Below are 12,350 nucleotides of genomic sequence, written 5' to 3' on the forward strand. Positions count from 1 at the left end.
TTCCTATGAGTGTCCCGAGAAGACGGATGCTCATCCATCGAAGCAAGCGTGAACTCCTGTGAACAAACCCGGAAATCTCCCTAGCAGCGCGACTTGCTCGTTGCATCAGGGAGAAAAATTCTCTCATTTTCCGCCGCGGGCCGATTCAGATGATTGCGGATTCTTCGAGTGTCCACACCGGACAAATTCGGACGGACTACGTCTATTTCCCCAGCCGAACAGGGCTGAAAGTCGCGGCGTGCCTCGATCACACCGGGCAGCTCACCAGCCGCCCGTGGGTCGTCATCGCCCCGAAATACGGCGAGACCAAGAAAAACAACCTTCAGCTCGCCTACTACCTCGCGGCCAACGGCCTGAACGTCCTCCGTTTCGACCAGACTAACCATGTCGGCGAAAGCGAAGGCCGCATGCAGGACTTCAGCCTGCCCGGAGCGGTCGACGACATCATCGCCTGCTACGACTTCCTGGCGGAGAAAGGCTACGCGCGCGACGCCGTGCTGGTTTCAAACAGCCTGTCCGCCCGCTGCGCGTTCCGCGCCGCCGTGACCGAGACACGCATCAAGCGCCTGATCAGCGTCGTCGGCGTCGTGAACATGCAGCACACGCTGCGCGAGGTTTACCGCGAGGACATCTTCGGGACCTTCCTGCAAGGCCGCCACTGGGGCCTGACCGACATCCTCGGCTTCGACATCAACGGCGAAATCTTCCTCGGCACGGCAGTCGACGCCCGCATGCACGACCTCGAAGGCACGGTCGCCGACATCGCGAAGCTCAAGGTGCCGCTGATCTACTTCTTCGCGATGAACGACGCCTGGGTCGCCCACGACGACGTCGTCCGCGCCACCGAAAACCAGCCGCTCGCCAAACTCGTCGCCGTCGAAGGCGCGATGCACGAGGTCCGCGAGAATCCCCGCGCCGCCGAGCAGGTTTTCCGCCGCGTCGTCTGGGCCTGCCTCAGCGAGCGCGATTATCCGGGCGACGACCAAGCCACGCTCCAGATTCCCGACAAGAAACTCGTCATCGCCCAAAACAAGGACGAGCGCGAGCGCCTGCGCCGCTCCGAGGCACCCGCCGAGACCGAAACCAATTTCTGGTCCGGCTACCTCGAGAAATACTCCGTCCTCGAGAAATCGCAGGACTACCGCGACTACATGGAGCTGCTCGGCCGCCTCTGCGCGTTCCGCCCCGGTGCCGCCGTGCTCGATGCCGGCTGCGGCAACGGCATGTTCGGCCGCTGGGTTCTGCATGAGACGATCCGCCAGCGACGCGTGAAGGCCGCCGCCCCCGAGGCACCGTCCCTCTACGTCGGCCTCGAGCTCACCGAGCGCGGCCTCAACGACGCCCTCGGCAACCACCTCACGACGCTCGACCGCGACCGTGCCGAGATCGCGCGCGGCGGCCCGCCAGGCATGGGTTACCTGCGCTTCGACTTCAACGACCTCGGCGACGCCAGCGGCGCCCCTCGCCTGCCCTTCGCCGACGGCACGTTCGACGTCGTCTGCTGCAGCCTCGTGCTCTCCTACCTCAAGCGCCCGCAACTGCTCCTCCGCGAGCTGCATCGTGTCGTCAAACCCGGCGGCGTGCTCGTGGCCTCGAGCATGAAGCCGCACTGCGACATGTCGGCGATCTACCGCGATTTCATGGACCAGCAGGCCTCGCCCGAGGAACTGGAACGCGCCCGCAACCTCCTCCGCGCCGCCGGCAAGATCCGTCTGAAGGAGGAGGTCGGCCACTACGCGTTCTTCAGCGATACCGAGCTTTCCAGTCTGGTCCTCGAAACGGGCTTCCACGTGCGCGAGAGCTTTCACTCGCTCGGCAACCAGGCGGTCGTTATCAAGGCGCAGAAGTGACCGGCTATCTCGCCATCTCGTCGTTTCTGAACTTCCTCGGAGCCGGCATTCTCGCGTTCGCGGTCGTCGCGCGCGGTCGGCAGGACAGCATCAACATCCGGTTCGGCGTCTTCGGCTTCTTCATCGGCTGCTGGTCGGCCGCCTACTTCCTCTGGCAGGTCGCGGACGACGCGACGCGCGCGCTCTTCTTCACGCGCCTGCTGATGCTGTTCGCCTATTTCGTCCCCGTCGCGTTTTTCCACTTCATCTCGGAGCTCTGCGGCGAAGACAACCGCTGGTGGGTGCGCGGCGGCTACGTGACGGCCATCGCACTCGCCCTGGTCAATTTCACCCCGCACATGGTGGCCGGCGTCGGCCCGATGATGTCGATGCCTTACTGGCCGCGCGCCGGCTCGCTCTACTGGGTTTACCTGACGCTCTTCGGCGCGTTCACGCTGCAAGCCGGCTACCTCCTGATCAAGCACCTCCGCGCCGCCACCGGCGGGCGCGCCACGCAGCTCCGCAACATCCTGCTCGCCTCGATTGTCGGCTTCAGCGGCGGCGCGACGAACTTCCCGCTCTGGTATGGCGTGAAGCTGGCCCCCTTCGGCAACCTGCTCATCTTCCTCTACCTCGTGATCATGGCGCACGCGGTGTCGCGCTACCAGCTGCCGCTCGTCACCTACGACTTCGTCCACGCCACCGTGCAACTCGGCATCGCCGTCACGTTGGGCGTCTTCTACCTGCTGCTCATCGCGACCATCGGTCCGCCGCTCGGCTACGAGTTTGGCTCCCTCGAACTGCTCACGCACTTCGTCGTCTGCATCGTCATCTGCCTCTTCTTTCTCTGGGCCGCACCGCGATTGCAGCGCGCCACCGACCGCATCCTCGCCCAAACCTACCTGCGCCGCCGCCAAGGCCAGCAGCAGGCGCTCAAGGAATTCGGCGTCCGCCTCGTCTCCCTCGGCAGCGAGCAGGATATTTTCGAGAACACCGCGCGCGAGATCGCCAAGGCCTTCAACCTCGAGGCCGCCGTCGCCTACGCCCGCACCGAGTTCGACCGCGATTACCAGCTGCGCGCCGTCCACGGCTGGCCGCGCGCCCCGCAGATTCTTCCCATCGACTTCGCTCTCACGCGCGTGTTCCAAGAGCGCCCCGGTCCGCTCTTCTTCGACGGCTCGGAAGTGGAGTTCGCCCCCGATGTCGTGCAGGCCCTGACCGCGTGGCGCGAAAAGCTCCCCGCCGAAGCCGCCTTCCCCATCGCCAGCGACGACTTCATCTCCGGCATCCTGCTCCTCGGCCCGCGCGAACGCGGCGAACGCTACACCGAGGCCGAGATCTCGCTCCTCGAATCGCTCTGCCTCCAGGTCGCCGTCACGCTCCGCGCCCGCCAGCTCGAGCGCCGCGCCAGCCAGACCGAGAAACTCATCGCCCTCGGCACGCTCGCCGCCGGCCTCGCCCACGAGCTGCGCAATCCCCTCACCTCCATCCAGACGTTTTCCGCACTCTTGAAGGAGAGCCGGCCCGATCCGGATTCGCTCCATGAATTCAGCGGCGTCGTGCAACGCGACGTCAACCGCATCGCCAGCATCGTCGAAAACGTCGCTGCTTTCGCCGAGAGCAACAAGGTCGAGATGACCGCCGTCAGCCTCGCCGAAGTCGTCCGCACCGTCGCCGAGATCATCCGCCCCGAGGCCGATCGCGTGCACGTCGTGCTCTCGCTCGAAGCCGTCTCGCAACTGCCGCCGGTGCGCGGCAATCACAGCCAACTGCTCCAGGTTTTTCTCAACCTCTCGCAAAACGCGCTCCAAGCCATGGAGCCGAAGGGTGGCGGCCAGCTGAAGTTCTCGCTCGAGCTTCGCACCGCCGACGTGCCCAGCCCGCAACTCTGCGCCAGCGTGACCGACAACGGCCCCGGCATCGACCCGAAGGTCCAGCCGCGCATCTTCGAGCCGTTCACGACCACGAAGGCCACCGGCGAACGCCGCGGCAAACACGGCATGGGCCTCGGCCTCGCGATCGTGAAACGCATCGTGCAGCACCATCACGGCGAGATCCAGGTCGCCAGCACGCCCGGTCAGGGCACTACTTTCCGCGTCTACCTGCCGCCCGCGTAACCCGATGTCCGCCGCCGCCACTATTCCCGTCAACGGCCCCGCCGCGCTCCGCGCCCTCGCGCGCGCATTCGGGCAATTCGACAACTTCGACCGCTTCGTCGCCGGTCTTCAGGCCGCGCTCGATCGCTCGCCCACCTTCGAGCATTCGCTCATCGCCCTCGACCGCGGCATCGCCGAAGGCGCCTCACGCTTCCCGCCCTCGACGCTCTCCCTGCCGCTCATGGGCGATGGCGGCAGCCACGGCGCATTGCAGGTCGGCGTGGACCAGCGCCGGCCGTTCGCCGCCGAAGACCTGCATCTCCTCGCCGGACTCGCCGACTTCCTCGGTGCCGCGCTCTCGCAGGCGCAGCGCGCACAGGACGCCGCGCGCGGCCGCGAGCTGTTGCGCCTGCTGCTCAATCAAGCCCCCGTCGGTATCGCCGCCTACGGACTCGACCGCCGCCCGATCGTCGCGAACGAATCCGCCGCCCGCTGGCTCGGCTCCGCCACGCTGCCCTTCGCGGATTTCGAGACCGGCACGGAGAATTTCCACCTGCGCGCCGACGGCAAACTCGTCTACGGCGAAGTCCGCCGTGCGCCCGACGCGGGCGGCGTGTGGATTATCGTTTTGCAGGACCTCACGCCGGACCAAAGCCGGCTCATGGACGGCTTGCAGCGCGAAGTATTCCGTGCCCTGGCGAACCATCAGCGCTGCGGCATCGCCCTCGTCGAAAGCGCCGACCCGCAGAACGGCGCCCTGCGCCGCCTGCCCGCGGTGCGAGCCGCGTTGCAAAGCCCCGAGATCGCCGGCCCCTACGACGCCCACCGCATCGGGCTCGTGCTCGCCGGCGGCGGCCTCGCGCTCCGCGCCCGCCTCCGGCAGGTGCGCGGCGCATTCGCCGGCGTGCCGGACCTGCGCCTGAGCTACTCCGAACTCGGGCGCGATGGCCGCACGCCCGACGCGCTCCTCGCCTCCGCGCTGCAGCGCTCCGGCTCTTACGACGAATTGCTCCGCCCCGCCGTGCTCGTGCAGGACGACAATCCCGCCGTGGCCGACACACTCGCCATGGTGCTCGGCCGCGACTTCCACGTCGTGAAAAGCCCGAACGCCGACCGCACGCGCGCGCTGCTCGTCGATGAGACCTTCGAAGGCCTCGTCGCCGAACTCGAGCCTCGCGCCGGTCCGTCCGGCACCGAGCTCGCCCGCGAAGCCCGCCTCCTGCAACCCGGCATCCAGTCTTTCCTCACGACGATCGGCGAAGCCGCCATTCCGCCTGCGACGACCGATGCGACCGTCATCGAGAAACCGTTCAACGTCGCCGCACTCACCGCACTCGTGCGCGAAAAACTCGCGCGCCAATCTTAGCTTGGTGGGCCAGCGCGCTTGCGCGCGCTCCGAAAACGCTCCCGCCCGCCTGCTGTCCGCCAGGGAAAACGGCTCAACGCCCCGCACCGCCGCGCGAGAAGATCTCGCTGATGATGTCCTCGAGCGGCACGTCCTGAATCGTGATGTCGTCCACCGCGCCCTGCTGGAGAATCTGTTGGCAGACCGCCGTCACCTGCTCGCTCGGCACGTGGAGGAGAATTTCGCCGTCTTCGCACGTCTTCGCCACGCCCGCGTTCGGTTTCCAATCCGTCGGGAACGCACCGTCGCGCGGTTTGAATTTGATGATGCGCTGTCGCGCGCCGGCACCGGCGATGCGATCGAGGTCGCCGTCGTAGATCTTCTTGCCGTGGTCGATCACGATCACGCGTTCGCAGAGCTGCGAGATGTCGGCCATGTAGTGGCTCGTGAGCAGGATCGTCGTCTTGTTCTTCCGGTTGTAGGAGCGGAGGAAGTCGCGGACGTTTTTCTGCGAGACGACGTCGAGGCCGATCGTCGGCTCGTCGAGGAAGAGCACGCGCGGACGGTGCAGGAGCGCCGCGATCAGCTCCATCTTCATGCGCTCGCCGAGCGAGAGCTCGCGCACCTGGACGTTCAGCTTGTGACCGACGCCGAGCAGCTCAACCAACTCGTCGAGCGTCTGCTGGTATTCCTTCGGCTCGAGCCCGTAGATCGCGCGCAGCAGGAAAAACGACTCGAGCGCCGGCAGGTCCCACCACAGCTGGTTCTTCTGCCCCAGCACGAGCGCGAAGAGCCGGCGGTAGGCGTTCTCACGCTTCGACGGGTCGAAGCCCGCCACGCGCGCCTGCCCGTTCGTCGGATAGATCAGGCCGGAAAGCATCTTCAGCGTCGTGGTCTTGCCCGCGCCGTTCGGCCCGAGGAAGCCGACGAACTCGCCCTCCTTGATCGAGAAGCTGACGTTGTCCGCCGCACGCGTCTCCTCGAAGTCGCGCTTGAACAAACCCGTCACGCCGCCCCAGAACCCGGGCTTTTTCTTGTAGGTGCGGAAGACGCGCGTGAGATTTTCGACTTCGATCATCGGGCCGGGCAGTGAAAACGGATTGGCGCCAAACGCAATCGCAGCGTGGCGGCACTCCCGCGTTTCATTCCGTCATTTCCACAGCAAAACCAGCCCGGGATCGCGCCGCCAAGCCAGCAGCGTCCGCAGGCTGCGCCCCAGGCTGAGGGCCCACAGCTGGAGCAACCCGCTGCGGCTGTCCGCCCGGTGATAGCCGCGACGGTAAACCAGCCGGTTGAGCTGATGCGGCATCGGCAGCACGAGGTGCCGGCGAAAGCCGATCGCCCGCGCCAACCGAACGACGTGCGCCGGCGGCATGCTCTTCTCGTGCACCTGGAATTGCTCGACCGCATGGATCGAGCTCTCCGCCTGCTCGTGTCCCGAGCCGGGCTCCTGCACGATCACGCAGCCGTCCGGTCGGAGCGCGTCGTAGGCGCACTTCAACGCCAGCCGCTCGGACTCGGCGTGATGCAGCGCATCGTGGAAGATCACGTAATCGAACTTTTCCGTCGGTTGGAACTCCTCGTAGTCTGCCGCCACGAAGCTCGCGCGCGTGAGCCCGCGCCGCTCCGCCTCCGCGTGGGCGACGCGCGTGGCATCCTCCGCGATGTCGACGCCGACCACTTCGTAGCCGCGTTGCGCGAGCGCGAAGCACAGCCAACCCGTGCCGCAACCGAACTCCACCACCCGCCGCGGCGGCGGCTCGAGCAAACCGAAGATCGCCGTCAACGCCGAGAGGTATTGCACGCTGTGTTCGTCGCCGAACGGCTTCGCCAACGTGTGCGCCACGCCCTCGGCTCCGATGCGCTCATAGTAGCGGCGCTCGCCGTCTTTGGGGTCGGGGTTGGAGGGCAGTAAGGACATGATCGCGCCGCCGCGATGTGAGATGCCGACCGCACCGCTGTCAACGGAACGGCAGCGAGCAAAGCGTTGTGCCGCCCGCACGGTTTCTCCAATCTGCGCGGATGTCCGCCCCCCTCCCGCTCCTCGATCTCCACCGCCACCTCGACGGCAGCGTCCGTCTCGCCACGATCCTCGAACTCGGTCGGAAATTTGGCGTGCGCCTCCCAGGCGACTCGATCGAAACGCTGCGCCCGCACGTGCAGATCCACGGCGCCGTGCAGGACCTCATGGCGTTCCTCCAGCGACTCGACTGGATGGTCGGCGTGCTCGGCGACACCGACGCCTGCCGCCGCGTGGCGCGGGAAAACGTCGAGGACGCCCACCGCGAGGGCATCGCCTATCTCGAGCTGCGCTTCAGCCCGTATTTCATGGCGCAGGCCCACAACCTTGACCAGCGCGACGTTATCGCCGCCATCGCGGAAGGCGTGCGCGAAGGCAGCCGCGCGACGGGTGTGAAAGTGAAGCTCATCGGCATTCTCAGCCGCACCTTCGGCCCGGAGAGCTGCACGCGCGAACTCGAGGCGCTTCTCGCACACCGCGAACTGATCACCGCGCTCGATCTCGCGGGCGACGAGAAAAACTGGCCCGCCGAACTCTTCCGCGAACACTTCAAGCGCGGTCGCGACGCCGGCTGGCACATCACCGTCCACGCCGGCGAGGCCGGCGGCGCGCCGAGCGTCTGGGCCGCGTTGCGCGAGCTCGGCGCCACGCGCATCGGCCACTGCGTCCGAGCCGTCGACGATCCCGCGCTCATGGATTACCTCCGCGACCACCGCATCGGCATCGAGGCGAATCTCACGAGCAACATCCAGACGAACACCGTGCGCACCCTTGCCGAGCATCCGTTGAAACAATTCCTCGCCCACGGTCTGCTCGCCACGATCAACACCGACGACCCTGGCGTGAGCGACATCGACCTGCGCCACGAACTCGACGTCGCCGCACCCGCCGCCGGCCTCACGCCGGACGAGATTCTCCAAGCCCGCCGCAACGCCCTCGAGATCGCCTACCTCACGCCGGCCGAAAAGGCCGAGTTGCTAAAATAGCGCCAGCCGCGAATCGGCTACTTCCAGAGGATAATGAACTTCTCCTCCGCCGGGCGGAACAGCCGGCGGATCACCCGCAGGCGACTCATGAACGCCCGATAGCGCAGGTCGAAGTTGCTCGTGGCTTTGCCGTAGCTCGCGCGATAGAGGCTGCGGACGATCTGGTGCGGACGCGGGAGCTTCACCCAGCGGCGGAAGCCCGCCTTCGCTCCGAGCTGGGCGATATAGTCCGGCGTCATGTCCTTCTCGTGCACGCCGAATTCCTGCACCGCGCGCTTCGAGGCCTCGGTCTCGCTGTGTCCCTCGTGCGGTTCGAACGCGATCATCGCCCCACCCGGACGCAGCGCCTCGTAGGCGCGTTGCACGGCGAGTTGTTCGACCTCGGCGTGGTGCAACGAGTCGTAGAACAGCGCGTAGTCGTAGTCGTTCGCCGGCACCGGATCCTCGTAATCGCCGACGCGGAACTCGACGTTCGTCAGCCCGCGGGACTGCGCTTGCTCGCGCGCGACAGCGATCGCGTCGGGCGAAATGTCGATCGAAGTCACGTCGTAGCCGCGTTGAGCGAGGCAAAGCGACAGCCAGCCCACACCGCAGCCGAACTCGATGATCCGCGCCGGCGGCGGCACCAGAAAGTGAAACAGCGCGTCGAGGTTCGCGAGCACGTCCGGGCAATGCTCATCGCTGAACGGTTTGCGGATGGAATGGCGGATTCCTTCCGGGCCGATGCGCGCGAAGTATTCGCGCTCACCTTTTTTCGGATCGGGCTGGCTCGACTGCATCCGCTCTTAACTATGCCCGAGGCGGCGGTAGTCGAGAACGGTGTGGCTGATGCAGCCCTGCTCGAGGCAGCGCACATCCGACAGCGGCTCGGGCGGCGACACGTCGACGATGTTGCCCCACACGAGCCGGTGCGAACCGTCGTCCGCCGCGGGCGAGAACAGGCCCGGCACATGCACCTGCGCGGGCACGGTGCGCTTCACCGGCGTGTCGGCGCGGCACGGGATCGGGAAATTGATGTTCTGCACCGTGAAACTGTTGCGCGGCACGCCCGGCGCGATTTCGCCGACGAGGCGCGCGGCGTGCGTGGCGGAGGTTTTCAGCGTCGTCAGCAACTCGCCCTCGGGCTCGCCACCGCGCTCCTTGAGATGCGCGTAGACTTCCTCCGAAACGTCCTGCGAAAACGAAAACGCAGGCAACCCGTGCAGCGCGCCCTCCCACGCGCCGGCCACCGTGCCGCTGGCGAGGATGAAGCCGAGCGAGCAGTTGAAGCCGACGTTGATACCGCTCACCACCGCATCGAGCTTCACGTCGCCCAGCAGGTGCGCGATCGCGATGTTCACGCAATCGGACGGCGTGCCGTCGAGCATCCACGTCGGGCAGCCGAAGCCGCGATCGACCTGGGCGCATTTCACCGGTCGCGAGCGGGTCTTCGACGCGCCAGTCCAGCTCTGCTCGGAGGCGGGCACCGCGAGGTAAAGTTGATGGCCGGCAGCGCGGAGCGCGTGAACCAATTCATGGAAAAAGGGCGAGCCGATGCCGTCGTCGTTCGTGACGAGGAGATTCATGGGTGTGTCGCGCAACCCAACACCCGCGTCGAAACGAAGGGAAGCGCGAATCCACGGGCCAGTCGGCTAGCGGGCGACCGCACGCGCTCACGCCGCCCGGACGTCACCATCCGTCCGCGCCGCCCCGCCGCGCGCCGCGAATCCGCGCCCGGTGCTTCTTGCCCGCAATCATCCGCGCCTTCTGGCCGCGCGACTTCTGGCGCTTCTGCCGGCGCGACAGCTCGCGCGCCGCCTGAGCGGCCCGGGCGGGCGCGACGCTCAACTGCTCCAGCTTCGCCGTGATTTCCTCCCAAGCGAAACGCCGATTCTGCGCCTGCGAACGCTCGCGCTGGCAGCGCACCTCGGTCCCGCTCGGACGGTGACTCACGCAAACCGTGGAGGAAGTCTTGTTGATCTTCTGCCCCCCGGCTCCGGCGCCCCGCACGAATCGCTCCTCGAAATCGGCCGCGCGCGAACCGATGCGTTCCAGCCGCACCGCCAAGTCTTCCGCTACGCAATCAGGCCACTCGCTCATCGCCGCAGCGTGGGCCCGATGGCCCGGCAGCGCACGAAGAATCTCCTCCACGCCGCCACCGGCGGATCGCCACGACACCCAGGCCGCACAGTCCGCCGGCGAACGCCGCAGTCGCCGGCTCCGGCACCGCCGCCACGCTTATCGCGTCCAGATAACTCGTCGCCCCCGCGCCATCGCTGTTGGCGATCGTCATGTAGTTGCCGTAACTCAGGCTGCTCGTCGCGGTGAGCTCCGTGGTGCCATTGATGGCGAAACTCAGCTGGCTGCCCTGCACCGTGACGGTGAATTGATAGGATGCGCCCGTCGTCAGCGCGTAGCTTTTCTGCGCGAGCGAGTAGTATCCGCCCGACTCGTCCAGGTAGAAAATCCCGAGCGTGTCCCCTCCCCAGCGCGACAGCTCGAACACGATGCCGGCATGATCGCCCCAATGCGTGTTCCCCGCCGCCGCCGCACGGACGACCACCATCAGCTCGTCGCCCGCCGTCCCGATGCGCACGGTGCCAGTCACCACGATGTCCTGCGCCATGGCTTGGGCCGAGCGCAGCACGCCATGCTGGAAAAACACCGCGCTCCCGCCCGATTGCCCGACCGACGAGCCGTCGACCGACGCCCCCACGACCCAACGGTTCGGGTCCAGCGTGCCGCCGGATTCGAAATCGTCGCTCAAAAGCACCTGCGCTCTCGACGTCAGCGCCGAGGCCAGGAGGAAAACCAAAACGATGCGGGTGACCATACTTGCGGGTGAACCCAAGCCCGCCCGCAAGCCTCTCCATCGGCACTTTTCATCCGTTTAGTAGACAAATCAGGGCGTCGGCGCCGCGTAAACGGACCGATGTGGCCCACCGCGTCTTCCTCTTTCGCACATGCAACCGCGCCCGCTTTTGCGAGTCGGAATCGGGAGCCCGCCCCACCGTCTGTCGCACCCGCGCGCGCGTTCATCCGACGCCACGCGCCGCTGGCGGTTCGGCGCTTGTCACTCTCCAACCCCCTCCCTTCACTGCCCACTTATGAGTAACGGCCCCGCTTGGTCCCAGAAACTCCGCGCTGAAATCGGCAAAGCCGTCATCGGCCAGGACGCCGTAGTCGAGCGCCTCCTCGTCGCCCTCCTCGCCAACGGCCACGTGCTCCTCGAGGGCATGCCCGGCCTCGCCAAGACGCTCCTGATCAAGTCGCTCGGCGCCGCCCTCGGCGTGCAATTCGAGCGCATCCAATTCACCCCCGACCTGCTGCCGTCCGACGTCGTCGGCACGATGATCTTCTCGCCGAAAGACGGCGCCTTCGCCACGCACAAGGGCCCCATCTTCGCCAACCTCGTCCTCGCCGACGAAATCAACCGCGCCCCCGCCAAGGTCCAGTCCGCCCTGCTCGAGGCCATGCAAGAGCGCCAGGTCACGATCGGCGGCCACTCGCACCAGCTGCCGAAGCCGTTTTTCGTCATGGCCACGCAAAACCCGGTCGAGCAGGAGGGCACCTATCCCTTGCCCGAGGCGCAGACCGACCGCTTCCTTTTCAAACTGCTCGTCGACTATCCCACCGCCGCCGAGGAAGCCCGCATGATGGAGATGTGGGGCCAGGTCACGAAAGCGCCCGCGCTCCAGCCGGTCTCCAGCGGCGAGGAACTGATCGCGCTCCGCACCTTCGTCGACGCCATCCACGTCTCACCCGGCGTGCAGGCCTACATCCTCGCGCTCGTGCGCGGCACGCGCGACCTCGCCGCCGCTTCCGAGGGCGGCGCGTCGAAACGCCTGCTGAACTTCGGCGCCTCACCGCGCGCCTCGCTCGCGCTCTTCCAGGCCGGCCGCGCGCTCGCCTGGCTGCGCGGCTCCGATTACCTGTCGCCCGCGCTCGTGCAGGAAATCTTCCACGACGCCCTGCGTCACCGCGTCGGCCTCACCTACGAAGCCGAAGCCGAGGAGTTGTCCTCCGACAAGATCCTCACGCAGGTCCTCGAGCGCACTCCCGTCCCGGCGAAAGTCTGATCAGAATCTTTCTCTT

General features: G+C 66.8%; 11 protein-coding genes. 5 read left to right on the forward strand and 6 right to left on the reverse strand.

From position 1 onward, the window contains the following. Nucleotides 1-149: 149 nt before the first annotated feature. Genes KF715_07360 through KF715_07370 form a run of 3 tightly spaced genes read left to right on the forward strand, consistent with a single transcriptional unit; the run spans nucleotide 150 to nucleotide 5,291 of the window. Nucleotides 150-1,850 carry a methyltransferase domain-containing protein gene (locus tag KF715_07360; GenBank protein MBX3736487.1) on the forward strand — a complete coding sequence of 567 codons (1,701 nt, stop codon included), beginning with the start codon at nucleotides 150-152 and terminating at the stop codon, nucleotides 1,848-1,850. Next, on the forward strand, nucleotides 1,847-3,946 hold the full coding sequence (locus KF715_07365; protein MBX3736488.1) for a GAF domain-containing protein: 2,100 nt from the start codon (nucleotides 1,847-1,849) through the stop codon (nucleotides 3,944-3,946). The genes KF715_07360 and KF715_07365 overlap by 4 nt, the downstream gene beginning before the upstream one ends. Nucleotides 3,947-3,950: 4 nt before the next feature. Continuing rightward, complete coding sequence (locus KF715_07370) at nucleotides 3,951-5,291, forward strand: hypothetical protein (protein MBX3736489.1); 1,341 nt, start codon at nucleotides 3,951-3,953, stop codon at nucleotides 5,289-5,291. A 73-nt stretch (nucleotides 5,292-5,364) separates the two neighbouring features. On the opposite strand, the gene KF715_07375 is transcribed toward KF715_07370, so the two are convergent. Then, nucleotides 5,365-6,348, reverse strand: a complete 984-nt coding sequence (locus KF715_07375) for an ABC transporter ATP-binding protein (protein MBX3736490.1) — start codon at nucleotides 6,346-6,348, stop codon at nucleotides 5,365-5,367. Nucleotides 6,349-6,420: 72 nt separating this feature from the next. After that, nucleotides 6,421-7,191 (reverse strand): class I SAM-dependent methyltransferase, encoded by a 771-nt coding sequence (locus KF715_07380; GenBank protein ID MBX3736491.1) that lies wholly within the window; start codon nucleotides 7,189-7,191, stop codon nucleotides 6,421-6,423. 101 nt (nucleotides 7,192-7,292) lie between these two features. Between KF715_07380 and add the strand changes: the two genes are divergently transcribed. Beyond that, a complete protein-coding gene (add, locus tag KF715_07385) occupies nucleotides 7,293-8,276 on the forward strand; it encodes an adenosine deaminase (protein ID MBX3736492.1) in 984 nt (327 codons plus the stop codon). Between the two features lie 17 nt (nucleotides 8,277-8,293). Here the strand turns inward: add and KF715_07390 are convergent, their stop codons facing one another. The 4 genes from KF715_07390 to KF715_07405 form a co-directional block, all read right to left on the reverse strand. Further along, nucleotides 8,294-9,055: a methyltransferase domain-containing protein gene (locus tag KF715_07390; GenBank protein MBX3736493.1), complete on the reverse strand. Its 762-nt coding sequence runs from the start codon at nucleotides 9,053-9,055 to the stop codon at nucleotides 8,294-8,296. A 6-nt stretch (nucleotides 9,056-9,061) separates the two neighbouring features. Continuing rightward, nucleotides 9,062-9,841, reverse strand: a complete 780-nt coding sequence (surE, locus tag KF715_07395) for a 5'/3'-nucleotidase SurE (protein ID MBX3736494.1) — start codon at nucleotides 9,839-9,841, stop codon at nucleotides 9,062-9,064. Nucleotides 9,842-9,944: 103 nt separating this feature from the next. After that, nucleotides 9,945-10,355: a peptide chain release factor-like protein gene (locus tag KF715_07400; protein ID MBX3736495.1), complete on the reverse strand. Its 411-nt coding sequence runs from the start codon at nucleotides 10,353-10,355 to the stop codon at nucleotides 9,945-9,947. Continuing rightward, entirely contained in the window at nucleotides 10,339-11,088 is a 750-nt protein-coding gene (locus KF715_07405) for a hypothetical protein (protein MBX3736496.1), read from the reverse strand. Before KF715_07405 ends, KF715_07400 begins: the two co-directional genes overlap by 17 nt. A 274-nt stretch (nucleotides 11,089-11,362) precedes the next feature. On the opposite strand from KF715_07405, the gene KF715_07410 reads away from it, so the two are divergent. Beyond that, nucleotides 11,363-12,334, forward strand: coding sequence for a MoxR family ATPase (locus KF715_07410; GenBank protein ID MBX3736497.1), 972 nt, complete (start codon nucleotides 11,363-11,365; stop codon nucleotides 12,332-12,334). The last annotated feature ends 16 nt before the right edge of the window (nucleotides 12,335-12,350 follow it).

Source organism: Candidatus Didemnitutus sp., assembly GCA_019634575.1.
Taxonomy (GTDB): Bacteria; Verrucomicrobiota; Verrucomicrobiia; order Opitutales; family Opitutaceae; genus Didemnitutus.

What these genes read in the sequence shown, in the direction of transcription:
- KF715_07360 (MBX3736487.1), top strand. Translation starts at nt 150, where the DNA reads ATGATTGCGGATTCTTCGAGTGTCCACACCGGACAAATTCGGACGGAC.
- KF715_07370 (MBX3736489.1), top strand. Translation starts at nt 3,951, where the DNA reads ATGTCCGCCGCCGCCACTATTCCCGTCAACGGCCCCGCCGCGCTCCGC.
- KF715_07375 (MBX3736490.1), bottom strand. Translation starts at nt 6,348, where the DNA reads ATGATCGAAGTCGAAAATCTCACGCGCGTCTTCCGCACCTACAAGAAA.
- KF715_07380 (MBX3736491.1), bottom strand. Translation starts at nt 7,191, where the DNA reads ATGTCCTTACTGCCCTCCAACCCCGACCCCAAAGACGGCGAGCGCCGC.
- add (MBX3736492.1), top strand. Translation starts at nt 7,293, where the DNA reads ATGTCCGCCCCCCTCCCGCTCCTCGATCTCCACCGCCACCTCGACGGC.
- KF715_07390 (MBX3736493.1), bottom strand. Translation starts at nt 9,055, where the DNA reads ATGCAGTCGAGCCAGCCCGATCCGAAAAAAGGTGAGCGCGAATACTTC.
- surE (MBX3736494.1), bottom strand. Translation starts at nt 9,841, where the DNA reads ATGAATCTCCTCGTCACGAACGACGACGGCATCGGCTCGCCCTTTTTC.
- KF715_07400 (MBX3736495.1), bottom strand. Translation starts at nt 10,355, where the DNA reads ATGAGCGAGTGGCCTGATTGCGTAGCGGAAGACTTGGCGGTGCGGCTG.
- KF715_07405 (MBX3736496.1), bottom strand. Translation starts at nt 11,088, where the DNA reads ATGGTCACCCGCATCGTTTTGGTTTTCCTCCTGGCCTCGGCGCTGACG.
- KF715_07410 (MBX3736497.1), top strand. Translation starts at nt 11,363, where the DNA reads ATGAGTAACGGCCCCGCTTGGTCCCAGAAACTCCGCGCTGAAATCGGC.